The following is a 25,445-nucleotide window of genomic DNA, read 5'->3' as shown; positions in this document are numbered from 1 at the left end:
AAACCTTGTTTCAACCTGGGAGAACAGAGATGGCTTTCGCAAGTTCTAGACATATACGATTTGTTTTCTTGGCCTGCTGTTTGGTCCTTGTGGGCGTTTGCGCCTACGGAACTTCCTCGGACGAGTTTGTAACCGAGGGCAAGGATCAGTTTGACGGCTGCGACCTGCACGGAGTTACGCTGACCGATGCCGGCAAGATAATCCTCTCGGTTCCGCTCGAGAAGACCGCCGACCTCAAGGAATCTCAGGTCTGGGCGGTTGCGGCCGACAAGTCAGGGGCGATATTTGCGGGGACCGGCGACGAGGGCAGGCTCTACGTTCTGAGACCGGGCGCGAAGCCGGAGATTCTTTTCGACTCGGACGAGCAGCAGATTCACTCAGTGCTGGTGGACGGAGAGGGCAGGCTTTACGCTGGCACGGGGCCTTCTGGCATCGTGTTTCAAGTTGACCGCAAGACGGGGTCTGCGACGAAGCTCCTCGAGACGGGCGAGAAATACGTTTGGTCGCTTGCCTCGGGCCAGAATGGCGAGATATATGCTGGGACCGGGCCCAATGGCAAGGTCTTCAAGATAGCCGGTCCTGGGAAAGGTGAGGCGATTCTTGACCTCGAAGCTCCTAATATCACATCCCTGACGTTCGATCTGCCGAGCAAGAGGCTCTTGATAGGCACTTCATCGGGCGTTGTCTATTCATTCTCCGGTTCGGGGAAGCCCAAGGCTTGCCTCGAGGCAAGCGGGATGGAGATCAGAACGATACTCGTTGATGGCAATGAGCTCTACGTGTTGGCGATGGGGAGCGGCAAAGGTGGGGCAGATGCACCAGCTGCCGAGCCGCCGAGCGTGCCGGAGCCTCCGGATGTGAGCTCCATGCCGAGCTCCCTTCGTGCCGCGATGAGTGCGATGATGTCCAAGCGCAAGGCCGTCTCAAAGGCCAAGCCCGCGAGAAAGCCATCAATGCCCTCTGCCGCCAAATCCGCAGTTTACAGGATTTACGCAGACGGGCACAGCGAGCCGATATTCTCCAGCACTAGTGGCTCGCTTTTCTGCATGGATTGGTATGAGGGCGATTTGCTCATCTTCGGCTACCGCGGGGATTTGGGTGTGGTCGTGCGGATGAACAAGAAAGGAGAAGCGGACCTTCTGCGGTCGATAGAGGACACGAAGTTCATCTCGGCCTGTTCGGCGCCGGGCGGAGGTTTCGCTCTTGGCACGTCGGAGGTGGGACATCTGTTTGAGTTATCGCCCTACAAGATGATGCTCCAAGGCAGCCTCGTCTCCAAGGTTGAGGACGCGCTGTCTCGGGCCACTTGGGGCAATGTGAGCTGGGAGTCGCTAGCCCCCAAGGGAGCGAAAGTTCAGCTCTTCACGAGGTCCGGAGACGTCTCCACGGTTGACGAGTCCTGGAGCGACTGGCAGGGGCCGCTGAAGGATGCGGCCGGCAGCAAGTGCCTCAGCCCGGAGGCTCGCTATATCCAGTACCGAGCAGTTCTTGAGAGAAGCAAGGGGGGGGATTCTCCCTCTCTCGAGAAGGTCGCGATTTCATATATCCAGTCGAATCTGCCGCCCAAGGTCGAGAAGATAACGATTCACGAGGCAGGCGAGGACCTAGAGGACGTCGTCCGGTCGGCGAAGGCTTCGGGGGTTGAGGCTAAGTATGAGAACCTCAAGCTGTTGGACAGGTTCTCCGACATGCCGGAAACCGAGATGCTGCGAGCGATTACATGGCGCGCCAGCGACCCTAACGGGGACAGCCTTCTGTATTCAGTCTTTCTGAAGCCCAAGGACGGCAGCTGGCAATTGGTTACTGAGGAAACCAGGCTCACGTTCAGCGTGATTGACACGAGCGTTCTTGCCGACGGCAAGTATCTGGTCAAAGTCGAGGCGTGCGACGGGCCGAGCAACACTGCCTCGGAGCAGCTGTCCTCTGAAGAAGAGAGCGACGAGTTCACGATCGACAACGGCGCACCGGAGGTCAAGTTCAACCGGGTCAAGCGACTCTCGGATGGGACGTTCTTGGTCTCGGGCACGATCAGGGACAAGGTGAGCAACATTGCATCAGCGAGATTCGCTGTTGACCTCGGCCAGTTTCGGGTGCTGAGAGCAAAGGACGGCGTGTTCGACAGCAAGGAGGAGAGGTTCGAGGTCAAGACGTCTGTCCTCAAAGGCACTGGGCATTTCGTGGCGATTCTGGTTGAGGATGCGTGTGGCAATGCCAAGGTTGCAAGAAAAGAGCTAATTAGGTAGTATAAGTATAGAAAAGGCGGCCGGGGTCTGCCGAAGAGGAGCCGGAGCTGTGGGCGGATTTGGCTCCTTGTGTTAATCGCTGTAAACGCTGATTCCCCTCGCGGGGTCTGCTCGGCGGTCGCGCCGTCGATAGGTGGTTGAAGGGATGTTGAGAGCAAGAAGAGTTTTGTTTTTTCTGGTCGTGCTTGCCCTCTCCTGGGCGCTGATCTCCTGTTCGTCGTTTTACAGGCAGACGGAGAAGGCCCCACCAGCTTCGTCGGTTCGAGGCTGCGAGTTCGCGAGCAGCTCAACGATCTCGCCTCAGATCGCTAGCTTGGCCGAGGCTTATACTTTCTACTGCTATGGCGAGTTGTTTGGTCTTCAGGGCAAGTGCGATAAATCTCTTCAGGAGTTTGAAAAGGCCAGCACACGACTTCCAGAGAGCGGATACATCAATTTCGAGGAGGGCCGCGTTCTCCTAGAAAGTGACAGGCTCAAGGATGCGATCGGCAGGCTTGATTTGGCCATTGCTAAGTCGCCGGAAATGGCCAGGGCCTATGTCCTGCGCGGTGACGCCAACAGAATGCTCTTCAACATTGCTGACGCCATTAGGGACTATCGGCGCGGGGCGGCGCTTGGCTTTGACGAGCCGACCCTCAGGTTTACGATTGCCGAGCTGTTGAAGCTCGTCAGGGAGTACGACGACGCGATTGGGGAGCTTATGCGCCTGAAGGAGATAGAGCCCGGCTCGCTTCGTGCGGATTTCTCTTTGGGTGGGCTGTATATGACAATTGGGGAGCCGGCGAAGGCGGTCCCTTGCTTTGAAAGAGTGGTGGCCGCCCATCCTGAGGACACAAACACAATCTCGCGGCTGTTGGAGGCATACCAGCAGTGCGGTCGGTTTGAGGATGCAATCGCGCTGGGCAGCAACGTGGTCGCTCGCCTGCCCAACGACACTCAGCTTAGGTTCTGTCTGGCCAACTGCATGGATCGGGCAGGCAGAGTCGGCGAGGCGATCGAGCAGTTGCAGCTTCTCATCAAGCTCGACCCCAGTTTCGCAGCGGCGCTTAACTACTTGGGCTACATCTATATTGACAGGGGCTTGAAGCTGCAGAAGGGCATGTCGCTGGTGCGGGCGGCTCTCACCATCGAGCCTCACAACTCTGCGTTTCTCGACAGTCTTGGCTGGGGTCTCTACAAGCTGGGTAACACAAAAGAGGCGGTCGAGTATCTCGAAAGGGCGGTGGCCGGCCTGAAGGAGGCTAGCTCCGAGCCAGTTATATGTGGTCATCTTGCGCTTGCTTACCAGAGAAGTGGCAGGTCCGAAGATGCAGAAAAGTACCTTGCCATCGTTGCCTCTGCCAAGTCAGGGGACCCCGCCGTGCAAAAGCTGCTCAGGGAGTTCTCATCGTCTCTGGCGTTACCCAAGAAAAAAGACACGGCGAACAAGCCCGAAAATGTGTCTGTGCGATAGATCGCGCGTTCGCCTTATATCCCTTGCTCTCCTGCTTTCTTGCTCGCTTTGCAGCACGGCATGCAGCCTCCTGGCTCGTCATGGGTGCGTCCGAATGCCGACAGCGGAGGCAACTTCAATCGTTGGGGGCCTCATCTCTGACCATGAGAACGTTATGACGCTGCGCTCTTTCGCTAGATTGATGCTCATCTCGGAGGGCCGCGCATACCGGGCCTCAGTGGCGGTCCTTCTCGAACGCCCCGACCGCTTTAGGATAGAGTTTCTGGGACCCTTCAGACACCCGCGGCATATCGTAGCGTTCGACGGCAAGCTCTTCAGTGAGATCGGCAAGAACAACGAGATAAGGCTCCAGGATGCACACGCCTCCGGCGCCACGCTCTCCTTTCTGGGGCTGACGCCAGAGTGGGTGGTCGCGGCGGTCTTGGGCCTTCCACCAATCTCACGAGATTCCATCCTTGTCGAACAGGCCTTTCACGAAGGCAAGAACGAGGTAAGGATCGAGCTTAAAGATGAGGCTGTGAAGATAACTCTTTGGGTGAAGCTGCGGCGGGGGCGGGCGGACGTGGAGAGGTTCACCCTTCTGTCGGGAGACGGCCAACAGCCTGTTGTCGAGGGGTTTTACTCCGACTTCCAGGAGGTTATCGGTCAGGACGAGACGCGATGCCGTCTTCCCCGCATCGTGGTTATCAGGGCGCCTGATCGTCGCCAGTCGCTTCGCATGACGTTCTCTAGCCCCGATGTGAACGCCAAGCTCGATCCCGCCTCATTCAGGATCGGGCCGTAGTCCCTTGTGTGCGTTGGTCTGTCTCTGCCAAGAGGGAACTGTACTATGCGGGCGTTAGGGCTTTTTTCCGGCGGGCTAGACAGCATGTTAGCGGTCGAGGCAATTCGGCGACTCGGCCTCGAAGTGGTGGCTGTTTCGTTTTCCTCTCCCTTTTTTGGCACGGCCTGGGCCCAAGAGGCCGCGGCCCAGCTCGGCGTCTCGCTTATGACTCTCGACGTTACGGACGAATACCTCGCGATGCTGCCTCATCCCAAGTATGGCTATGGCAAGAACATGAACCCCTGCATCGACTGCAAGGCGCTCATGCTCAGGCAGGCTGGGAAGCTGATGCAGAAGCGGGGCTGCGACTTCATCTTCTCCGGCGAGGTCCTTGGCCAAAGGCCGATGTCCCAGAACAGACAGTCGCTGCACATCGTGGCAAAACTCTCGGGCTACGAGGATTACATCTTAAGGCCGCTTTCAGCAAAACTCCTTCCTCCCATACTTGTTCAGAGGGAGCAGAAGCTGGACACAGCGAGGCTCTACGACATCTCAGGAAGAGGGCGGCAGAGGCAGATGCTGCTGGCTCAAGAGTTCGGTATAACGAGCTATCCCAGCCCCGCCGGGGGATGCAAACTAACTGAGCCTGGCTACGCACGCCGCTTGAGTCGCCTTTACGAGACCGACCCTGCCCCGTCAGTGCGCCTATTCAAACTCTTGGGGCTTGGAAGACACGTGCGACTCGGTGACGCCGCTACCCTCGTCGTCGGGAGAAGCGAGGCCGAGAACGATGCGATCGAGCGCTTGGCTGTCGCGTCTGATGCGGTTCTCAGGGTCTCAGGCTACGTCGGGCCAACAGGGCTTCTGACCACTCCCTGTTCCCCCGATGAGATGCGGCAGGCCGCTGCCATCGTCGCCAGATACAGCGATGCCCCTCAGCATGACGAGGCTAATGTTCAAGTGGTTCAGGGAGGGGCAAGTTATGAGCTAGCCGTGGTTCCTATCGACCCGGACGAGGTCAGGAGCCTGTTGGTTTAGAGGCTGTCCAATAAGTCCGTTTTGCCTGTGTAGGGGCGATTCACGAATCGCCCTGGTCTAATCCGATCGGGCACCTTAGGGGCGGTTCGTGGAGGCTGTCCCATAAGTCGGTTTCTACGGGGATGACGCAGCGGGGTATGCCACATGTAGGGGCAGGCCTTGTGTCTGCCCGAATATATAGATGGGCGGAGACAAGCCCCGCCCCTACACAACCTCGGACCTGACTTATTGGACAGCCTCTTTAGTCGGCGATAACAGCAGGAAAACCCTCACCAAGAACCCTCCCAAGGCCGCCCGTTGAAAGGCGTTGCCCGTCTCCTGCGGCGGATACGTCAAGGCGGCCTCTTAATCAGCTTCCTTCTGCTTACCGAGCTGCGCCTTGGCAAGACGGGCTTCATTGCTGTCGGGGAAACGTTTCGAGACGTCTGTGAAGAACTTGGCGGCCTTTTCTTGCTGACCAATCCGTTGGTAACACATCCCAAGCCTGAGAAGCGTCTCCGCAGTCCGGTCGCTCTTGGGATACTTTTGAAGCAGGCCTTCATACTCTTTGATCGCCTCTTTGTATTGCTGGGTGGCAGACAACGACTCGCCGACCCAGTATTGGGCGTCGTCGGCCGCCGAACTATTCGGGTAGGCAGCGATATAGTTCCTGAACCCCATCATGGCCGATCGGTAGTTTCCGCTGTTGTAGTCCTGTCTGGCCGCCGCGAATATGCGCTTTCGCGACCTATTCTTGTTATTGTCTGTGTCCTTCTTAGAGAGGCTGCTGATCATGTCCTCCAGGTCCAGCACCGCCGCACGAATCGCCTCCTGCTGCTGGGACACGTCGTCAAGCGAAGCACAAATCTCGTCAAGTCGCTGGGTAAGTTCCTTGAGCCCCTGTTTGGTCTCCGCGTCTCGAACTCGCGCCTGCCTAGACAGCTCCTCAACCTTCCCCTCCAGCAACTTCAGATCGTTTCTCAGTCGCTCCTGATTCTGTTGGTTCTCGGTCGCAAGCAAGTTCGCCTCATCGGTCTTGGCGCTGAGGGTCTGCATCTTGCTGGTTGAGGCGCACGAGAGCAGCCCGATCGACAAGGCGAACAGGAATATGAACGCCAGAAGACAGCGCGCAATTCTGCCGCCGCTCATGATATATCCTCGATGTTATCTGTGGCCAACTACACGTCTTGAAGGCCGCAGCCGTTTCGGAACGTCATTGGCCTATGACCGCGAAGTGCGCCCGGCGATTCACTGCCCAGGCCGCCTCATCGTGGCCTGACGTCAACGGCCTCTCCTCGCCGTAGCTGATTGTCCTTATGCGATGCGGCTCGATTCCCATGTCGATCAGGTAATCTTTCGCCGCCTCGGTTCGCCGGTCCCCCAACGCAAGGTTATACTCGTTGCTGCCTCGCTCATCGCAGTGGCCCTCTACGAGCATCGAGAGCTCGGGGCGATCGAACATAATGAACGCGATTTGATTGAGAACCTGGCGGGATATCGTGTTGAGGTTGGACCGATCGAAGTCGAAGTGTATATCCTCGAAGTTCATGCTCTCCGCCTCGGTCACCTCGGCTTGAGCCGTGGCAGCCGGACTAGCCTCCTGGCGCTGCGGCTCTTGAGGCGGTAGCGGTGTCGGCTGCACCTGGGTCTCTTCCTCCAAGTCCCTTGCAGCCTGTTCCTTGGCCTTAGGGCCGCACCCACAAAAGCACAGAAAAACGAGAGATAGTGTAACAGAGATAACTAACAGACGTGTCGCTAGCTTCAGCATCTCAACACCCAATTCCCCGAAAGTTTATTGTCAAGCGTAAGACGCCCTCCATCGTAGCGATAGTGCATGGTCAGGTCAAGTCTGGGCGAATTACCCCAATAATCGGCTGGACTGTGCGTGCGGTGGCCTTCTTGGAGTGCGGTGGCTTGACACCGCCTTCATTGGTGGTGGCTTGACACCACCCTCTGATAGAACATCTATCTTGAACCTGGAGCCGTCATCGACACAACCTCACCCTTCTTAACAGGGCGCAGGCCGCGTCAAGCCGCGGCCAGCCAAAGCGGAGTCGAGCCGCCGCACTCCAAAAGGTCGCTCGCTGCTTTCGCCAATCTGGCCATTCTTGAGAGAAGGTCTCTTTCTTGACATTCTTGCAGCGAAGCCTTATATACGAGACGCTTTGAGGCGGTTCATGAATGAGGTTTCAGCGATAATTGAGGCCTAAGAGAGGGATGATCGAGAAAGCCGGCTACAAGGTCATAGAGGGGCGTTACGAGGTTCTGGCAGAGTGCGGGCGTGGGGGCTCCAGCGCTGTCCATAAGGTATTCGACAGGAACCTGGGGCGAGTGCTGGCTCTTAAGGAGCTCTTTCTTGACGAATCTATGGGCCCGGGCTCTGCCTGGCAGTTCAAGCAGGAGTTCATGCTGACCTCTCGTCTCAAACATCCACACACGGTGAGCGTCTATGACTTCGGCCTAACGGAGCGGGGTCGGTATTACTTCACGATGGATTTTGTCGAGGGGCAATCGATCGTGCAGTGGTGCGCGGAGCGGGACGCAGACGCGATCATGGCCCTTCTTCTGCAAGTCTGCATTGCGCTGTCTTACATACATGGGCAGGGCGTGTTTCACGGGGACATCAAGCCGAGCAACATCATTGTTCGGCCAAAGCCGCCCGCCGGTGTAAACCTTCCGCTTGCAGGATCAGACCTCTACGACTATGGCTTCGCAACACTGATGGATTTCGGCCTCTCAAGCGCGCTTGCCGAGCCCTCCCTTCGAGTCAGCGGAACCGTGGAATACATGTCTCCAGAGCGGTTCATGGCTTGCCGTGCGGACGTCCGTTCGGACCTTTATTCACTCGGAGTCCTGGCATACGAGCTCTTCGCCAAACAGCTGCCGTTTTCGTCCGAGACTATTGAGGGATACGTCGAGCAGCATCTGCACGCGAGGCCAGCGCAGCTCTCGTCAATCGCCCCCGACCTCCCACCGCTCGTGGGGGAAACGGTTGACCATCTATTGGCCAAAAGGCCCTCTCAAAGGCCAGGTTCCGTCGCTGCTGTCTCTGCCAAGCTGGTCGAGGCGCTCGGGCCGCGAGTGCCCAGAACATTCGCTGTAACCCCCAACATCCGACCAAACCAGCTCTTCGGCCGCTCTGGCGCCCTGAAGCAGTGTCTGAGAGCCATATTGAGCAGGCTCTCGAGCCAGCGGTTCGCTGAGATGTTCGAGGAACAGCCGCCTTATTCAGTGCACGAGCGCCTAGACCGCTGCCTCGTGGTTCTCGCTCAAGGCGCGAGCGGTTCTGGCAGGACCGCGTTTCTTGACGCGCTCAAATCCGAGCTACAGCTCTGCGAGCTAACTACGATGGTCTCGCCGTCAGGAGCACAGAACCTCGACGTTGCAGGCTTTGTGTCGGTAACGCTCAACAGCGCTGGGCTGTCGTTCGATATGAAGTCCCTACCGGGCGCTATCGGCAAGTCAGTCCAGTCAGGTGGGAGCTCGGCCCGCGCCAATTCGCCGGACCTCCTGCCGCCAGATGAGGTTGGCGACTGGTCTGCCAACATGCGGCAAGAGTTTCTGAGGCGCTTCGTGGACTGTGTCTCTGACGCGTGGGAAACGAGGCCGGTGGTGTGGCTGCTGGACGATTTCGACCTCACAGACGAGAGAAGGTGTGAGTCGCTATGGGCGCTTGTCCGGTCCGTGGCCGCAACTGGTGCAGGTAGGAAGGTTGCGATCGTCTTGACCGGCGGCTCTGCGATGAACTCGGAGCTCGAGCAGATGTTGGACAGCGTTGAGGTCGAGAATGTGGAGCTTCTGCCTCTTGATGAGTCTCAGGTAGCCTCGTTGATCGACGCCTCGTTCATGCCGAACGCTTTCAGCCAAGAGGCGGCCCCGGCGTTCTTGGAGAAGACAGGTGGCTTGCCGGCGCTCTTGGTACAGTGTATCGAGTCTGCCCTTGAGGAGGACATCGTTCACTTCACCGATGGGCGTTGGGAGCTTAGAGCGGACAGTTTGAAGGATTTCGCTCCAGCCAGAAGTCTGAGTCAGGTTGTTGAGACGAGGCTCTCGCGGATTTCGGCCGGGGCAATGTCCATACTTATCAAGGCGGGGGTGTTGAACGAGTGTTTTTCGCCTTCGCTAATGGCCAATCTAGGCGGGACGAGCACCTCCTCAGCCCAGGAGGGTCTGGAGGAGCTCATCAGGCAAGGGCTCCTTGTGGAGATGCAGACGGACGAGAAGAGCGTGTCCTATTGCCTCGCAAATCCCGTCTTGGGTCAGCTCGTCTCCTCGCGGGTCTTGCAGGAGGAAAGGCAGGCCATACATAGGCTGATCGCTCAGAGGTGCGATGCGTTGGCGACCTCGCTTGAGAGTGAGCCATCTAAGGAAGAGCATGGCCTTGAAGCGTTTCCGCCCGCCGAGCCCGCTCAACTTCGGGCCACCTCCGCGATTCATGCCGTCCAGGCCGGCCTGCCCGGCTTGCTCAACCGTAATTACGAGGTTGGATGCCGTTTTCTTATGGGCCGGTTTAGGCTTGAGGATGCGAGGCTTGTGTCAGCCCAGGTGGTGGATGTGGCCAGGAAGGAGGGCGAGAATCTGTTTTTAGGTCGAGCTCTTTTTAGGCTAGGGGACCTTGATTTCGTTCTTGGCGACCATGATGAGGCTGTCGAGGCTCTCAAGGAGGGGATAGCGCTTGCGCAGAATCTACAAGATTCGCTTCGGGATGAGGTGATGGCCACGTGTAGGCTGGGCGTGATCTACTGCGGCCGTGGCAATTTCGAGCTGGCCCGAGACCTCTATCAATCGCTCATTGATAGGCTCAAGGCTGAACGGCGCAAGGCTCGTGGTAGGCGGCTTTCGCAGGTCAGGGCACATCTTGCGCGTCTTTACACTTTTCTGGGGCAGACATATTTTGGGCAATGCCATTACGAAAAGGCCAAGGAGGAGTTCGTGCATGCGCTTGAGCTCGTGCCCAAGAGGGCGCTCAGGGCGCTTGCCTCAGAGAGCGCCGAGGATGCAGTTGGGCCGGTTATGGCGGACTCTCACTACTTACCGAGGTTGTTCCGGAACCTCTCGATAATCGATGACAGCGCAGGTCGTTACAAGGAGGCCCTGAAGCATATCGAGAAGGCTATTGGCGCCAGCAGACTCCTTCAGGATGCGTCCGAGCACGCCCGGAATCTCGTAACGCACGGAACGATTAGCCAACATCTGGGCGAGTATGCGGACGCGGAGAAGTCCTACAAGGAGGCGTTGGACCACTTCGCAAAGGAGGGCTTCAAGGAGGGCCTGTTGGTGGCTCACAACAACCTGTCCTCGATTCTTGCGCTGCGTGGTCGTCCCAAAGAGGCGGCGCAGCACTGTAGTAAAGCACTCTTGATAGCAAGAAGGCTTGGGAACAAGTACTCGGTCGCGCGGCAGCTTCAGCATCTCGGGATTGCGCTGTTCGAGCAGGGCTGGACTGGGCAGGCCTTGGAGAAGATCGACGAGAGCCTTGAGATGAGCGAGCAAAACGGCTTCACAGAGGTTGAGTCGCTCGGCCTGGTTTTCAAGATGGAGGTTCTTCTGGCCGAGCGCAGGACCAAAGATGCGCGCGCAGCGGTAAAGAAACTGGATGTTGTGCTCAAGTCGCTCGACAGCGCGGGTGTTCGGCTTAGGGCTCAGCTGGCCGAGGCAAGTGTCTGCAATGCGGAGGAGGATTATGGAAGGGCGAGCCAGACTGCGTCGGCGGTGCTTGCCCGGGGCGAACATCTCGACAACCGGGACGCTTCGATTGCGCACCGCATCCGGGCTGAGGCGGCGCTCGGGCTAGGGGAGCGTGATTCGGCTGGGCGGGACGGTTCCAAAGCTCTGTCGCTCGCGCGGGATGCGTCCGCGGTCCGGGAGGAGGCTTTATGCCTCGGAGTTCTCTCGCGCGTCAAAGCGGCCGAAGGTGATTATCCTAAGGCGATCGAGCTCGCGAGTGAGGCGGTAGCCATGTTCAAGCAGATGGAGGCTTTTCTCAAGATAGGGGAGATGGCGGAGTATCTATCGAAGCTTCAGCTTGAGGCGGGTCTGCGGTCGGACGCGCTTCTAAGCCTTGAGCTTTCCCGCGAGCAGTTCTTAGGGCTGGAGATGAAGGAGAAGGCTGCCCAGCTCGATGACAGAATCGAATCGCTCAGATGGGGAGACACTGGCGAGGTCAAGCGGGGCTCGCCGGCGCTTAAAGCGCTTTACAGAGTAACCCGTCTGTTCGAGTCGCTGCTCGATCTTGACGAGCTTTTGAATCGGGTCATGGACGCGGTGATAGGCATTCTCGGTGCGGAGCGTGGGCTGATCATGCTGAAGGACGCCAAGACCGGTGTTTTGGAGACGCGGGTCGCGCGCAAGGTTGACGAGCAGACTATCGAGGACGTTACTCGTATAAGCAAGAGCGTCATCCAGCGGGTCGTTGATCTCGGGCAGCCACTGGTGACCACCGATGCACAGAGCGACCCCAGATTCCACGAGAGCAAGAGCGTGTCGCTCTATGACATCAGGTCGATAGTCTGTGTGCCGATCGTCATAAATGGGGAGGTGGCCGGGACGGTTTATGTTGACAGTAGCCTCTCTGCGACCGTCTTCACCGAGCAGGACTTATATCTACTTTCGGCCTTCGCTACGCAGGCTTCGATGGCCATTGAGAAAGCGATGTTGCTCGAGAAGTTGCAGCGCAAGAAGGAGTCGCTACAGGCGGAGAACATTGACCTGAGGGAGGCCATCGCGCCTCAGTTGACGTTCGAGAACATCGTCGGCGAGAGCGGCGTGATGCAGGATGTATTCAGGAAGATAAGGCAGGTCGCTGACACGCAGGTCGCGGTTCTGATCGAGGGTGAGAGCGGGACGGGCAAAGAGCTCGTCGCCCGCGCCATCCACTACAACGGGGTTCGGAAGGACGGCCCATTCGTCAAGATCAACTGCGCCGCGATTCCGGAGAGCTTGATGGAGAATGAGCTGTTTGGACACGAGAAGGGGGCGTTCACGGGCGCAGGTGCGCGTAAGATCGGCAAGTTCGAGGTCGCGGACAAGGGATCGCTCTTTCTCGACGAGATCGGGGACTTGCCCTCAGAGCTTCAGGGGAAGCTGCTCACGGCGATCGAGAACAAGGAGTTTCAGCGAGTTGGTGGGACACAGACTATCCACGTGAACGTCAGGATACTCACCGCGACGAACCGAGACCTCTTGAAGCTCGTTAGGCGCCAGATGTTCCGCAAGGACCTCTACTACAGGATCAACGATGTTCCGATCAAACTTCCGCCTCTGCGGGAGCGTAAGGGAGACATCCCTCATCTGGCCCATCATTTCATCAAGAAGTATAGCCAGGAGCTCTCGTCGAAGGTCACCAGCATTGAGAAGGACGCGATTGCGCTCCTGATGGAGTATGATTGGCCGGGAAACGTGAGGGAGCTGGAAAGCGCGATCAAGCGGGCCTTGACGGAGAGCTCGGGCAAGATCATCAGGAGCTCCAATTTTGACTTTCTGCCGGCGGAGCCGGGCCTGTCCGTGCCCCGGAGCGAGAGGATAGCGGACTTGATTGCCGCGCTTTCTCAGGATGGAGTAACGCTGAAGGAGATGTTGGCCATCGTTGAGGAGGAGGTGCTGAGGCGAGCGCTTGGCACAGAGGGTTGGAGCATTCGGAAAGCGGCCAAGGAGCTATGTATGTCGAGGAATACTTTGAGAAATAAACTTAAAGCTTTTAATATAGAAGTGCCAGGGAGTTAAGCTATGAGTCCTTCAGCGCTTGATATCGTATTCAGCAAGAAGTTCCCGAGGCTGCCCAGTGAGATGAGCCCCTTTGTTGATGGCTCCTGTGTGGCGGTGGTCTTTGCAAACGGGGTTGTGATGCTTCTTGATGCTGGCGGCGAGGTGCTCTGGGAGCACACTTTGGAGGGGAGGGCGACCTCAGTCGGGGTGTCGCCCGAGGGGCAGCACGTTTACGCCTCGACGGACCATGGACTTGTCATCTTTGACAGGTCAGGGAATCAGCTGAGGCGCGTCAAGGAGCGCGTCGATAACGCCGTTCTGTCGCCTGACGGGCGGTTTGCTTTCTTGGGCGTTTCGGACGCCACGAAGCACACCTCGTCGGTCTCATTCTACGATGCGACCAAAAAATCGTTACTCAAAAGGCAGCCGGGCGCGGTCCTATGGAAGGAGAAGTTCGAGGATGCGTATCAGTTCTTCGTTGGGGCCCGCGACGGCTCAAAGGTAGTTCTTGGCTTTGCGAGGCGCATCGTTTGCCTCGACTCGGAGCAGACGTTGGTGTTTGACCACAGGACAGCATCCAGCGTCAAGGGGCTTGCGGTGCTGCCGGACCTGTCGCGCGTGTTCTTTGCGACGTTCGATGGGCATGTTGTGGGGCTGGGTATGGACGGAAGCCGCGTCTATTCTGCCGATGCGGGCGACGAGATCGGCAAGATCGGCTGCGACGGGGCAGGCGACTGGGTCATCGCAGCGTCGAGATTAAAGCCGATGCTCTTTATGTTTGACAAAGATGGGAAGCTCGTCTGGCATTTCACGGTGCCCAGGCGGCCAATCCACATCTGGCTCTCTGACGATGCGGCCTCGATCGCTGTCTGTTGTGGGAATGATGAGCTGCTTATGTGCCGCAACTACTTCATGAACCCCGAGCAACTTGTCCAGCGGGCTTTGCGCCTCATCAACGAGCGAGACTACACATCGCTCTCTCTGCAAGTTCTTGCGCGCTCCTCAGCCGAGAGCCTGACAGCCCTGGTCGGTGCGATCAAGGATGGGGCTGTGCAAGAGAGCAGCTACAAGCTGATCGGCAAGCTGCCCGAGGAAACGCTGGCACGCGTTATTGGGGCGATGGTTTTGGACGAGACGCCCGAGCGGCTGTTCCGGTGTTTGGCCGCATTCTACATGCGAGCGTTGCCGCTGCTTCTGCAGCATGTTGGCAACCTTGATGAGGGGGCAAGGCAGGGGTTCTACGGGAGGATGGCGGTCGCTGCCGTTCGTAGCAGCGACGCGAGGCTATTCGATCTGCTGGGTCTTATTCACCTGCATCGCGGCGAGCTCGTTCCCGCGGTTAAGCGCTTTTTTGAGGCGGTTAGCATGGACGATTGCCCTGAGGCGGCGATGGGGCACTTGAAGGAATCGCGCGAGGCGCTGGAGCAGGCCAAGTCAACCGGCGGCGTGGACGAGCTCTTCACGACATTCTTGTGAGACATTTTTTAGCCTGCCGGACTGCTTATCTGTTGACAGGCGCTTCGCGAGATTGGACTGTGCCTCTGTGAAGCATTTTTAGCTTGCCGGACTGCTTATCCGTTGACAGGGCTAGCCGGATTGCATTCGTGATGGTTTTTTGTGCGGCGCCCCGACCATCAAGGTCATGAGGGTTCATTTCAACATGGAGAGCGAGTAGCTATGACAGAGAAACTCACGGGACGAGATTATGTCCGTGCGGCCTTCAAGCGGGAGCGACTGGACAGATTCTGCGCATATCCGGTCCTTGGGACGGTTAATGCGAAGTTCTACGGGATAACTATCAAGGAGTTCTTGACGGACGCGGCGAAGTTCGCCGGGGCACAGCTGGCTGCCATCGAGCGGTTCGAGCCTGACATAGCCGTTATGATGGCGGACCTGGTGATGGAGCCTGAGGCCATGGGGCAGAGGGTGGATTTCTTCGACGATCGGATGTGTCAGCAGCGTGGCTACCTTGTTGATGAGAAGGCCAAGTTGGCTCATTTGGACGTGCCCAACCCGCTGGCCGATGGGCGCATGCCTTACTATCTGGAGGCGTGCACGCTTGCGTCGGAGGCCGGAACCAGCGCGGTCGTTGGGGGCGTCATCAACGGCCCCTGGTCGCTTGCGTGCGAGCTTCGCGGGGCGGAGAAGCTGCTCCTGGACACGTTCGACGACCCGGATTTCGTCAAGGCCCTCATGGAGTTTACGACCGAGGTCTGCAAGGTCTTCGGGCATGAGGTTGCCAAGACCGGCGTGGGAATAAGCCTGTCCGAGGCGCCCGCATCGTGCAGCCTCATCTCGCCCAGCATTTACAGGGATTTTGTGGCCCCGAGCCACACCGAGGTAGTGAGCTATTTCAAGAGCCAACGGAAGGTCCTTACGATTCATGTATGTGGGTTCATTGACCCCATCATGGAGATGCTGGTTGATACGGGCGCGGCCGCCATCAGCTTCGACGCACCCTCATCACTCGAGAAGATGTTATCGATTGCAGACGGACGAGCGGTTGTGATCGGCAATGTGCGGACAACCACCTTTCTGAACGAGGACAGGGAGGCGATGCGGCGCGAGGTCAAAAGGTGCAAGGATGTAGCCGGAGATGCGAATGGCTTCATTCTGGCGTCGGGCTGCGAGGTGCCTATCCCCAGTTCGGTCAGAAGCATCAACAACTTCATGGAGGCCGCTAAAGAGCCGAGGTAGCCGAGTGTAACCTATCAAACCTTGAAGCAGGCGACGCTGTGCATCGGCCGCACAGCGTGCATCTCGGGCGAAGCCAGCCCGCAATCAGGTGATGCTTGGGGGCACCGTGGTTGGAACTGACAGCCGGCGAGCGTCTTCGCGGCGTCGGGAAGCTCGCCCGGAATCTCGTGGAACACGGCTGGTGCATCTCGACTGGGCAGTCCTTTCGGAAGCGGGGGGATGCAGTCAAGCAGGGCCTTCGTGTAGGGGTGAAGGGGGGCTCCGACGACCTCCTGGGTCGGGCCGACCTCGACGACCCGCCCAAGATACATAACTGCAATCCTATCGCATAACTGCGACAGAAGTGCAAGGTCGTGGGACACGAAGACCAGGCTCAGGGAGAACTCGTTCTTAAGCTCAGCCAGCAATGTAATGACCCGCGCCTGGATAGTAACATCGAGGGACGAGGTTGGCTCATCAGCGAGGACTAGGGCCGGCCTCGCCGCGAGCGCGATAGCCAGCACCACGCGCTGCCGCATGCCGCCTGAGAGCTCGTGTGGGTATTGACCGAGCCTCCGTGTGGGGTCAGGAATCCTCACATCTTGCAGAAGCTGGACGGCACGTTCTCTCGCGTCTTTGCGGCCGATGCGCCCGTTGATCCTGATACTCTCGATGAGCTGCGAACCGACTGTGAAGACAGGATTCAGGGCAGTCATCGGCTCCTGAAATACCATCGCAATGCGGCGCCCCCGGATGGTCCGCATTCTGGCCTCGGGGAGTTTGACGAGGTCTTGCCCCTCGAACATGATGGAGCCGGCAGTTATCTTTGCCCCGGGCGGAAGCAGCCTCATTATCGCAAGCAAAAGCATCGTCTTGCCGCAGCCGGACTCCCCGGCGATACCCAGGGACCCCCTAGGAGGCAGGACAAGATCAAGACCCCGTGCGGGTCGCACCACACGACCGCGTGTGGGTATCTCGGTCTGAAGCCCCGTAATCTCAAGAATTGCCTGCATCTCAGCTCTGTTGATGTCTTTCTGTGTGTTCTGCAAGGTCACCCAATATGTTCTTCATGATAGAGCGGAGCGTGGCGAATACAAGTTGAAGCCTCTACTTAAGCAGATGATATGTTGCAGTTTCTGTTCCTAAAGATATGATAGATTCAGATGTGGTTTGAGATTTGACAAGTTGGAATGTGCGATTAGAAGGAGTGCACAGGTGGATAGGCTTGTAATCCTTCTAGGGCTAAACGGTCCGCGAAGTTCACGAAGACACACGAAGAAAGCTATAACTTCGTGGATGCCACCGGGGTCCCTGAGCTGAGGCAGACGATGAGGCTGGGGCAGGTTACTATGGAGATAAATGATGGCTGAAGAGACGCTTCCGAGGTTAGACAGGTCCGCGTTTTCTGTAGTCCCTTTGTCTGAAGCGGATGATGATTTGGAGTATTGGCTGAGCAGGACTCCGGAGGAGCGCCTCTCTGCTGTTGAGGTGAATAGGTGGTTGGTGTATGGCTATGATACAGCTACATCCCGACTTCAAAGAGTTCTTGAGGTTGCTGAACTCAAACGAAGTTAGATATCTCTTAATCGGCGGACACGCGGTTGGATTCCATGGCCATCCCCGCGCCACAGGGGATATGGACATCTGGATCCCCGTTGACAGAGAGAATGCCTCGCGGATTTCCCGCGCAGTCAGGCAATTCGGGATATCCGCCCGCGAAGCAACTGAGTCCCTATTCCTGGAGCGGGATAAGGTAATAAGGATGGGGGTCCCGCCAATCAGGGTAGAATTGCAGACCGGGATTTCCGGTGTTGATTTTGAGGAATGCTACGCGCAGCGCGTCATCGCTGAAGTCGATGGTATTCCCGTCAATATCATCTCTCTCCCGATGCTAAAGAAGAACAAGCAGGCAAGTGGGAGGTTGAAGGACCTAGATGATTTGAGACAATTGCCATGACCAACGAACCCAGATGACACTGACTCTGTCCATGCATTTGAAAGCACCTTCTTGCGACGTTGTTATGCAGATTCAAGCGTAATGTGTATTGAGGATTCTGATCAAATGGCCAGTCGTCCATTTGGTTGATAACGCCGCTGTCATTGTCGGGAGAACCACCGGCTCGTGCGAGCAGGTGTCGAGAGGAGATGAAATCCGCCAAAGACGGCTTTATGTCGCGAAGATTGTGGACGGACTCGTCTCCGAGTTTCGGCATATAGCAGAGGACACAGAAGCGGCCAGAAAAGAGCTCGGCGTAACTTCGCACACGAGAATCACCCAATAGAAGACCGCAAGGCCCGCAGTTCTTCAGAAGGACATCGACGTCGTGTAGGGGCGGTTCACGAACCGCCCATAAGGTGCCCGATCGGATTAGACGAGGGCGATTCGTGAATCGCCCCTACACAGGCAAAACGGACTTATGACCCAGCCTCAGAAAGCCCGCGTCCTACACGGCCAACCGCCAACGGACAGGCTAGAAAGGCCGCCCTACACGGTGAACCGCCAACCGCCTACTTAGCTGGCTAGCTCGTAGCCCTTCTTCACTGCGCTGATATTCAGGTCGAGGAACTCTTTTTTCTTGGCGAAGCTCTCCTCGACAACGCTCAGGACGGTGTCGAGCTTGACGACCTTCGTGAGTGCAACGTAGGCGCCAAGCGCGACCATATTGGCGGCCTTACCGTTGCCCAGCTCGAGCGCGATGTCGTTGGCCGGGACGGTCTCTATGCGTATATCAGTTCTGTCCGACGTCGTATCGATCAGCGATCTGTTGATCAATAGAAGCCCATTAGGGCTGACCCTTGGTCCGAACTTAGCCAACGAGGGCTTGTTCATCACAACGACCGTATTCGGTGAATCGATGATCGGAGAGCCGATCGGATCGTCTGAGACCACTACCGTGCAGTTGCACGTCCCGCCGCGCATTTCGGGGCCATAAGACGGTATCCAAACGACCTCCTTGCCCTCCTTCAAGCCAGAGAGAGCCAGAAACTTACCGAACAGGAGAACCCCCTGTCCACCAAAACCTGCCACTATTAACTCTGTAGTCAATTGACTCCCACCTGACTTTTTTCTGCGTTATGACCTTTCATACAGGAGAGTATGGGGCAGCGCCCTGGCACGTACCTCTGCTGTAATCAACTCTTGACTCAAAACCAAGTGAATGAAAACACCAAGATGTAACAATACCAGGATTAGATGCTTCCAGTTGAGAATCAACTGGGGAGCGCCCGTATTGTTTGATACCTTCATAGGCAAATCTCCTTTCTCAGTCGAAGTGACTGGACACTGAAATGAATCAGCAGAAGCTGCCCAAGATGGACGCTGCTCCGGAGCATTCGCTCCCCCATACCCTCCTGTTTCTTGTAACAATATGTATCCACTTCGTACTCCCCTGAAAGGGAAGAATGATCTATCTTCACAGATTAAGAGCCGTATATCAGCTCTTGGCCTCATCACCATTCGGGCTCTTGAAAACGCCAAGCGGATAATAGGGCACCATCACTTTTTCCACCCATTTCTGTGCCTGTATGGGCGTCATGCCCCAATTGGTTGGGCAGGTGGAGAGAACCTCCACAAACGCGAAGCACCTATTGGCCACCTGAAGCTCGAAGGCCTTCTTAATCACCTTCTCCGCCTTGAGAATCTCCCTCGCGGAGTGCGTTGAGACCCTTGCGATGTACCCCTCGGTCCTGAGGCTTGCGAGAAGCTCACACACACGAATCGGCCACCCAATAAGGTTCACGTCTCGGCCGTAGGGGCTGGTTGTAGTTACCTGACCTGGCATCGTCGTCGGAGCCATCTGGCCGCCTGTCATCCCATATACCGTGTTGTTGATGAAGATCACAGTGATCTTCTCGCCTCGATTGCAGGCGTGAACTATCTCTGCCATCCCGATTGAGGCAAGGTCCCCGTCGCCCTGATAGGCGAAGACGATCAGGTCCGGACGGGCACGCTTGGCGCCAGTTGCGACCGCCGGGGCGCGTCCGTGCGACGCCTCAAAGAAGTCAACGTTGAAGTAGTTGTAAGCCAAAACCGAGCAGCCGACCGGCGCGATGCCGACGGTGCGCTCCTGAATTCCGAGCTCGTCGATGCACTGCGCAACGATCCTGTGAACTATCCCATGAGAGCAGCCCGGACAGTAGTGAGTCGTAACAGGCAGCAGCGATTCAGGCCTCTTGAAAACTATTTCTCCCATATCTTGTCCACCTCCTCACCGTTCATGATCTTTTCAACCTGGCGCAGGACCTCTTCTGGCGAAGGAACTATCCCGCCAGTCCGGCCGTAGAAATGGACTGGCCTCGACCCCTCAAGGGCGATCTTGACGTCATCGAGCATCTGGCCCGTGGACATCTCCACGCAAAATACCGCTTTTGCCTTCTGCGCTGCGTCAAACAGCTGCTTGTAGGGATAGGGGAAGAGCGTTATCGGTCTGAAAAGCCCTACCGAAACACCTCGTCTCTTGAGCAGCTCTATCGTCGTCTTGCATATTCTAGCCGTGGAGCCATAAGCCACGATGAGAACGTCGTAGTCGCTCTCGCAGTTGAACAGCTCCCAGCGAAGCTCGTCCCTGGCCATGGCGTCATACTTGGCCTTGAGCTCCCAACTGTTCGCCTCGAGCTCCAATGGGTCGAGGTACAGCGAGTTGATGACGCTTTTTTTCTTGCCTGGCACAAGCCCCGTCGCAGCCCAGGTCTTCGGCGGCAGGTCCTTCGACTTCGGCCTATCCTTAAACTCAACCGGCTCCATCATCTGACCTATCAATCCGTCGCCCAGAACCATGACTGGGTTCCGATACTTGTCGGCCAAATCGAAGGCTTCCATGATTAGGTCTGCCCCCTCCTGAACTGTTGAGGGCGCCAAGACCAGTATCCTAAAATCGCCGTGGCCTAATCCTCTCGTCGCCTGAAAATAGTCCGACTGTGCTGGTAGTATGCCGCCGAGTCCAGGCCCGCCCCGCACCATGTTCACTACCACAACAGGAAGCTGCGCCCCGGCTATGTAGGACAAGCCCTCGGACATCAAACTGATGCCGGGACTGGACGATGATGTGAAAACCCGCTCACCAACACCAGCTGCACCATATAGCATGTTGCTCGCCGCAACCTCGCTCTCCGCCTGGAGGTAACAGCCTCCAACCTCCGGAAGCCGCCGCGAAAGGTATTCAGGTATCTCGTTCTGCGGCGTAATCGGATACCCAAAGAAGAGCTTGCAGCCGGCTATTATCGCCGCCTCTGCAAGCGCCTCATTGCCCTTCATCAGAACTTTAGCCATATAGCTAACCCTTTCTATCCTTAGGGGTTTATTGTGAAACCAGGAACAACTAATCGAGCCTAACTATATACCTCTATGGCCACGTCAGGGCAGGAAGTCGCGCACAGAGCGCACCCGATGCAGTTCTCCGGATGAACCGCTTCAGCGTAGAAGTAGCCCTTTGAGTTTATCTCTGTGGACATGGCCAGGACCCCCTTCGGGCACGCCCCGATACATAATTCACAGCCTTTGCAGCAATCCTTGTCAATCTGCACCCTTGGTCTTGCCTTTACCTCTGTCATCGCTCCCTCTTCTTGTATCGTTATCCTGCTGTCGCGGCCGCGGTGAGTTCCCAGGGCAGCAAGACATATCTTGTTATCACGAAAATCGGTGCCGAGAAAGAGGCCCTGTGAAGCTCCTTGGCAACCGACTTCTCGACAGAAACGAACCTTACATCAACATCCAGCCTCTTGGCAAGAGACTCTGCAACTTCGTAGCCTGTCAGCACCATCTCCGGCGTCGTCCCACCCAACAGATGAGTGTTCGACACAAGCCCCGTGACCCGAAGTCCGGACGCATCCTCTATCTTCCGCAGGACACTCTCAGCGCTGTCCACGTCGGCCGTGAAGGGCCGATTGACGTTGAGCACGGCCAGTAGATCGTAATCAATCTCATCCTTACTGTCGAACAGCGAGCCGAGCACCCGGCTGCCGGCCGCCTCGCCACCCACATCGAGCACGACGGAGGCGCTGGCATCGTGTACCGCGCCCGCGACGCTGGGCAGGACGATCGGCAGGTCGGCCCAGGTCTGCTCGCCGGTCGGAGCTATGAGCTCGATGCCGGCCGCCAGAAGAACGCCGGCCGCCTCACGGGTCCTGAAATATGGATTGACGATATCGAGGTCAACGATCTTGACCCGCTCCTCATGCCGCTTTAACACGAGAGCGAAGTTGAGTGCCACCTCCGTCTTGCCGCTCCCGTAATCGCCCACGAAAACGGTCAACCTTTTCCTGTCCCGGAGCACAGTCTCATCCATGATTCCCGACCTTACATAATTCAGCAAGAAAGGCAAATGCTTTTAGATGAGATAGCATATTCGCCATAATCTCCGAACGATTCCTTAGAGAAGGCCGAAGTTGCCTATGAATGTTCAGCCGGAAGTCGCTTCACCCAGACCCCCTCGACCGACGGCACCGGCGCCGATCCCTCAACAGCATGAACCCTACGATGAGGTCTGCTGCCTTCCGTATCAGGATAGCGAGCAGCTTGTCGAGTAAGACCCCAGGACCTCGAAGAAGATAGGACGGTCCCAATGACACAGCAACGGCCCTCGAGAATGGAACAAGCCCCACGCCCGAAATGTGGGCCAGGCGCCTCGAGGAGCACGCGATGTATGCCAGCGCAATGGCCCTGATGCCGACGCGGGTGGTCTTCTGTTTCTGGAGCAGCACACAGACGTCATAGCGTCGTGAACGCAGCTCCTTGAGAAACGGAAGGCTGAGGCCGAAGCTCAGTGAGCCTGCTCGAGGCGCTGTGATCATTTTATCTACGCTGTCGAAGCCCTGAAGCCCCGTTGCGATGTCCTCCTGCGCAACTAGCGTGATGGACGCATCGGGGATTAGACGAACTGTCCCCTCGATGGCCTCCTGCAAGTGGCCAACGTCCGAGGTCAATAGTATTAGCGCCTCAGGCAATTGCCTCGTTTCCATAATCTGAGGAGTTTCTAACCTGCCGCACAAGCCCAATCAGTCCCGTGCAATTACATCAAATCCTCCATAATACTACGGCGTGTGGCACGACTTGTGTAGTGCGATAGTCTCACCCGGAGATCATGGTGGGAAACCAGGAGTTTTCCTATTCTTTGATCAAGGAGTGTTGGGTTGTTGGCTCCGGGTCTTGGTTTTGCTCAAGAAGAAACTCGTGCTTTTGCAGGGACGATCAATCAGATAGAACGCTGCTATCGAACGTGCCTTTCAGTCGAGCGTCTCGCCCATGAAATCAGCCGAGCGGCGAAGCAATCCAAATCAGCCGAGCTTGTCGATGCTGGCCAGCAGCGCATCCGCCTTCTTGACGTAGCCCTTCATCTCTTTGGAGGCGGCGAGCTCTTTGGCCTGGTTGGCGTAGTCGGTCGCCTTTGCGATTGCATCATCCCGCGAAAGAGGCGGCGGATCGCCCTGAGGCTCGTCGTGCCACTCTGCGACCTGAAGGTGCGCCCTGGCGAGGTTGAGTAGGCAGAGAAGGGTGAGTTCCGGATTCCCTATCTCCTCTGAAACAGACAAGGCCTCAGTCTCGTATGACGAGAAGGCTGTCCAGTCGCGCTCTGCCGCGGCTACACGACAGAGGATTGACAGCGTTTCGGGGGCATAGCCGCCTGATCCAGTCTCTCTCCAAAGGTTCTCTGCCTCAAGCGCGGCCTCTTTCGCCTCTGCCACGTCGCCTCGTTCGGCATGAACGCTCGCCATGTTATTGAGATTGATCCCTTGTTGTGCTTTGCCGCCCAAGTCCCGGTAGACTGAAAGCGCCTCCTCAAAATATCGTAGCGCTTCGTCGTAATCGCCGCGGTTCCAGTGGACGTTGCCGATGCTGCCAAGGTCCCTCCCGATGCCGCTCTTGTCGCCCAACTCCCGACGCATCGCAAGGGCTTCATCATAGCATCGCAACGCTTCGTCGTAGTCGCCGCGGCTGGTGTGGACGAGGCCGATGTTGTCCACGACGATCGCGATTCTGTGCTTGTCGCCTAACTCCCGAAAGATCGAAAGCGCTTCGTCATAATATCGCATCGCCTCGTCGTAATCGCCACGGCTGGTGTGGACGAGGCCGATGTTGCCCACGACGATCGCGATGCCGCTCTTGTCGCCCAACTCCCGATAGATCGTAAGCGCCTCGTCGTAGCAGCGCATCGCTTCGTCGGGATCGCCCTGGTTCAAGCGGACGTTACCGATGTACGTAATCGACCGGCACCGGTCTTTGCCACGTCTCGTTCTGCCGCCAATCTCGAGAGCCTGATTGGCGAGGGCGATGGATTCGTCGTAGTCCCCGGTCTCATATTTGATCAAGGCCTGCGAATTGAGCGCTTTGGCGCGCCATTTGCCGTTCTCTAGCATTGCTAGCTCGTCGCACAGAGACAGGGCATCGTCCCAGCGCCCGAATACCCAAACGACCTGGATGCGCGAATTGAGCAGCTCGGCCTGTTCATCTTCACTCAGAACCTCTCGTCCGAGTTCACCCGCCAGCCGGTCGAAACGCTCGAAAGCGCCAAGTGCCTCGAAGTTTCGCTGCTCTTTTTGCTCGTGGATGGCACAGAAAGCGGCGTGTCGGGCGGCGTTTCCCACGTCACCGGCTATCTCGTAGTGCTCCGACAGCGTCCCGTGGAACTCATTCAGCCGGTCCTTGAAGAGCTCCTTAATGCGCGTCGCGATAAGCCTAGATAGCTCGCGGCGCAGGCTCTCGACGAGGCGCGAGACGAGCATCTCCCGCGTCAAAGCGTGCTTGAAGATGTACTCCAGCTCAGGTTCGACGGCTCGTTCAAAGATAATCTCTCTGCTCACCAGCGTCCCTAGTGCGCCTCGAACTTCTGGCGAGCCGTGCAGCCTCGCGTGCAGGTCTGAAAGGAGACTATAAAGGAAGGAGCGGCCGATGACGGCGCCGTAGTAGGCCACACGTTTATCGCCGCGAGCCAGCCGGTCGAACCGCTCGGCCAAGACGCCCGAGAGGCCAGTCGGCACCGGCATCTTCTCTATCGGGCCGGTCAGGTGCATCTTGCCATCCTCAAGCCTCAGCCTGGCCTGCTCCAACAGGAGGTGAAGGAACTCCTCAGCGAAGAGCGGGTTGCCCTCGGAGTATCTCCGAATGCGCCGGAGAAGCGCCTGCTCCTTGTCGCCGGACGCCAGGTAGAAGCTCAGAAGGTCGCTCTCTGCATCGTCCGACAGTGGCCCAAGATCAAGCAACGTGAACGGGACGCTCTCTCTTTGGGCGAACTTCGGCTCGTAGCCCGGCCGATATAGAAGAAGAATAAGGACAGGGAAATCGCTGACGAAATCAGACAGATACTCGAGGTAATCTATCGTGCCGCCATCTGCCCAGTGCATGTCCTCGAAGGCCAAGACCAGCGGCTTCTCGACCGACCAGCGCTCGTAAAGCTTCCTGATCGCTATCCAGAGGTTATCCTTGATGGCCTTCGACTCTAAAGCGGCCAGCGGATCGCCGTGGAACTTCAGGCCAAAGAGGTGATAGATGTAGGGCACATGCTCGGCATCGAACGCCGCATCATTCTCGAGCCTTGACAGACCCTCCTCGATGACCTGCGTGCTGGCAGTTAGATCGAAGCCAAGTGCGGACGCG

19 protein-coding genes are annotated in these 25,445 nt (G+C 57.4%); 9 read left to right on the top strand and 10 right to left on the bottom strand.

Going from position 1 to position 25,445, the window contains the following annotated elements:
• Positions 1 to 29 precede the first annotated feature (29 nt).
• The 4 genes from VM163_04235 to VM163_04220 all read left to right on the top strand — a co-directional run bounded on the left by VM163_04235 (position 30) and on the right by VM163_04220 (position 5,497).
• Positions 30 to 2,243, top strand: coding sequence for a hypothetical protein (locus tag VM163_04235; protein HUT03081.1), 2,214 nt, complete (start codon positions 30 to 32; stop codon positions 2,241 to 2,243).
• 145 nt (positions 2,244 to 2,388) lie between these two features.
• Positions 2,389 to 3,696, top strand: a complete 1,308-nt coding sequence (locus tag VM163_04230) for a tetratricopeptide repeat protein (GenBank protein HUT03080.1) — start codon at positions 2,389 to 2,391, stop codon at positions 3,694 to 3,696.
• A gap of 94 nt (positions 3,697 to 3,790) precedes the next feature.
• Positions 3,791 to 4,480, top strand: a complete 690-nt coding sequence (locus VM163_04225) for a hypothetical protein (protein ID HUT03079.1) — start codon at positions 3,791 to 3,793, stop codon at positions 4,478 to 4,480.
• Between the two features lie 45 nt (positions 4,481 to 4,525).
• Complete coding sequence (locus tag VM163_04220) at positions 4,526 to 5,497, top strand: tRNA 4-thiouridine(8) synthase ThiI (GenBank protein ID HUT03078.1); 972 nt, start codon at positions 4,526 to 4,528, stop codon at positions 5,495 to 5,497.
• 345 nt (positions 5,498 to 5,842) lie between these two features.
• Here the strand turns inward: VM163_04220 and ybgF are convergent, their stop codons facing one another.
• Positions 5,843 to 6,625: a tol-pal system protein YbgF gene (gene ybgF, locus VM163_04215; protein ID HUT03077.1), complete on the bottom strand. Its 783-nt coding sequence runs from the start codon at positions 6,623 to 6,625 to the stop codon at positions 5,843 to 5,845.
• Between the two features lie 64 nt (positions 6,626 to 6,689).
• Complete coding sequence (gene pal, locus VM163_04210) at positions 6,690 to 7,118, bottom strand: peptidoglycan-associated lipoprotein Pal (GenBank protein HUT03076.1); 429 nt, start codon at positions 7,116 to 7,118, stop codon at positions 6,690 to 6,692.
• Positions 7,119 to 7,675: 557 nt separating this feature from the next.
• Here pal and VM163_04205 point away from each other — a divergent pair.
• From VM163_04205 to VM163_04195, 3 genes are all read left to right on the top strand, one after another.
• Positions 7,676 to 13,198, top strand: coding sequence for a sigma 54-interacting transcriptional regulator (locus VM163_04205; protein ID HUT03075.1), 5,523 nt, complete (start codon positions 7,676 to 7,678; stop codon positions 13,196 to 13,198).
• A 3-nt stretch (positions 13,199 to 13,201) separates the two neighbouring features.
• The gene (locus tag VM163_04200) at positions 13,202 to 14,656 is read left to right on the top strand and encodes a PQQ-binding-like beta-propeller repeat protein (GenBank protein ID HUT03074.1); all 1,455 of its coding nucleotides are present in this window, start codon (positions 13,202 to 13,204) and stop codon (positions 14,654 to 14,656) included.
• Positions 14,657 to 14,857: 201 nt separating this feature from the next.
• On the top strand, positions 14,858 to 15,877 hold the full coding sequence (locus VM163_04195) for a uroporphyrinogen decarboxylase family protein (GenBank protein HUT03073.1): 1,020 nt from the start codon (positions 14,858 to 14,860) through the stop codon (positions 15,875 to 15,877).
• 14 nt (positions 15,878 to 15,891) lie between these two features.
• On the opposite strand, the gene VM163_04190 is transcribed toward VM163_04195, so the two are convergent.
• Positions 15,892 to 16,869 (bottom strand): ABC transporter ATP-binding protein, encoded by a 978-nt coding sequence (locus VM163_04190; GenBank protein HUT03072.1) that lies wholly within the window; start codon positions 16,867 to 16,869, stop codon positions 15,892 to 15,894.
• Positions 16,870 to 17,363: 494 nt separating this feature from the next.
• Here VM163_04190 and VM163_04185 point away from each other — a divergent pair, with 494 nt between their 5' ends.
• Both VM163_04185 and VM163_04180 read left to right on the top strand, forming a co-directional pair.
• On the top strand, positions 17,364 to 17,813 hold the full coding sequence (locus VM163_04185) for a hypothetical protein (protein HUT03071.1): 450 nt from the start codon (positions 17,364 to 17,366) through the stop codon (positions 17,811 to 17,813).
• Positions 17,814 to 17,901: 88 nt separating this feature from the next.
• The gene (locus VM163_04180; protein HUT03070.1) at positions 17,902 to 18,138 is read left to right on the top strand and encodes a hypothetical protein; all 237 of its coding nucleotides are present in this window, start codon (positions 17,902 to 17,904) and stop codon (positions 18,136 to 18,138) included.
• A 230-nt stretch (positions 18,139 to 18,368) separates the two neighbouring features.
• On the opposite strand, the gene VM163_04175 is transcribed toward VM163_04180, so the two are convergent.
• From VM163_04175 to VM163_04145, 7 genes are all read right to left on the bottom strand, one after another.
• The gene (locus VM163_04175) at positions 18,369 to 18,902 is read right to left on the bottom strand and encodes a 2-oxoacid:acceptor oxidoreductase family protein (protein ID HUT03069.1); all 534 of its coding nucleotides are present in this window, start codon (positions 18,900 to 18,902) and stop codon (positions 18,369 to 18,371) included.
• Between the two features lie 388 nt (positions 18,903 to 19,290).
• Positions 19,291 to 20,049, bottom strand: coding sequence for a thiamine pyrophosphate-dependent enzyme (locus tag VM163_04170; protein ID HUT03068.1), 759 nt, complete (start codon positions 20,047 to 20,049; stop codon positions 19,291 to 19,293).
• Positions 20,037 to 21,125 carry a 3-methyl-2-oxobutanoate dehydrogenase subunit VorB gene (gene vorB / locus VM163_04165; protein HUT03067.1) on the bottom strand — a complete coding sequence of 363 codons (1,089 nt, stop codon included), beginning with the start codon at positions 21,123 to 21,125 and terminating at the stop codon, positions 20,037 to 20,039. Before vorB ends, VM163_04170 begins: the two co-directional genes overlap by 13 nt.
• Before the next feature lie 59 nt (positions 21,126 to 21,184).
• On the bottom strand, positions 21,185 to 21,406 hold the full coding sequence (locus VM163_04160; protein HUT03066.1) for a 4Fe-4S dicluster domain-containing protein: 222 nt from the start codon (positions 21,404 to 21,406) through the stop codon (positions 21,185 to 21,187).
• Between the two features lie 20 nt (positions 21,407 to 21,426).
• Entirely contained in the window at positions 21,427 to 22,140 is a 714-nt protein-coding gene (locus tag VM163_04155) for a hypothetical protein (protein HUT03065.1), read from the bottom strand.
• 130 nt (positions 22,141 to 22,270) lie between these two features.
• Positions 22,271 to 22,798, bottom strand: coding sequence for a hypothetical protein (locus VM163_04150; GenBank protein ID HUT03064.1), 528 nt, complete (start codon positions 22,796 to 22,798; stop codon positions 22,271 to 22,273).
• 330 nt (positions 22,799 to 23,128) lie between these two features.
• The coding region (locus tag VM163_04145; GenBank protein ID HUT03063.1) for a tetratricopeptide repeat protein at positions 23,129 to 25,445 on the bottom strand (2,317 nt) is incomplete at its 5' end.

Source organism: bacterium, assembly GCA_035527515.1.
GTDB lineage: Bacteria > B130-G9 > B130-G9 > B130-G9 > B130-G9 > B130-G9.
Note: the sequence above shows the minus strand (reverse complement) of the source record. Positions and strands in the feature narration are given on the sequence as shown.

Bases quoted from the DNA above. Each gene is read 5' to 3' on its own strand.
- VM163_04220 (HUT03078.1), top strand. From the start codon at position 4,526: ATGCGGGCGTTAGGGCTTTTTTCCGGCGGGCTAGACAGCATGTTAGCG.
- VM163_04185 (HUT03071.1), top strand. From the start codon at position 17,364: ATGGCTATGATACAGCTACATCCCGACTTCAAAGAGTTCTTGAGGTTG.
- VM163_04195 (HUT03073.1), top strand. From the start codon at position 14,858: ATGACAGAGAAACTCACGGGACGAGATTATGTCCGTGCGGCCTTCAAG.
- VM163_04160 (HUT03066.1), bottom strand. From the start codon at position 21,406: ATGACAGAGGTAAAGGCAAGACCAAGGGTGCAGATTGACAAGGATTGC.
- VM163_04155 (HUT03065.1), bottom strand. From the start codon at position 22,140: ATGGATGAGACTGTGCTCCGGGACAGGAAAAGGTTGACCGTTTTCGTG.
- VM163_04200 (HUT03074.1), top strand. From the start codon at position 13,202: ATGAGTCCTTCAGCGCTTGATATCGTATTCAGCAAGAAGTTCCCGAGG.
- vorB (HUT03067.1), bottom strand. From the start codon at position 21,125: ATGGCTAAAGTTCTGATGAAGGGCAATGAGGCGCTTGCAGAGGCGGCG.
- VM163_04230 (HUT03080.1), top strand. From the start codon at position 2,389: ATGTTGAGAGCAAGAAGAGTTTTGTTTTTTCTGGTCGTGCTTGCCCTC.
- VM163_04190 (HUT03072.1), bottom strand. From the start codon at position 16,869: ATGCAGGCAATTCTTGAGATTACGGGGCTTCAGACCGAGATACCCACA.
- ybgF (HUT03077.1), bottom strand. From the start codon at position 6,625: ATGAGCGGCGGCAGAATTGCGCGCTGTCTTCTGGCGTTCATATTCCTG.
- VM163_04235 (HUT03081.1), top strand. From the start codon at position 30: ATGGCTTTCGCAAGTTCTAGACATATACGATTTGTTTTCTTGGCCTGC.
- VM163_04225 (HUT03079.1), top strand. From the start codon at position 3,791: ATGCCGACAGCGGAGGCAACTTCAATCGTTGGGGGCCTCATCTCTGAC.
- VM163_04170 (HUT03068.1), bottom strand. From the start codon at position 20,049: ATGGGAGAAATAGTTTTCAAGAGGCCTGAATCGCTGCTGCCTGTTACG.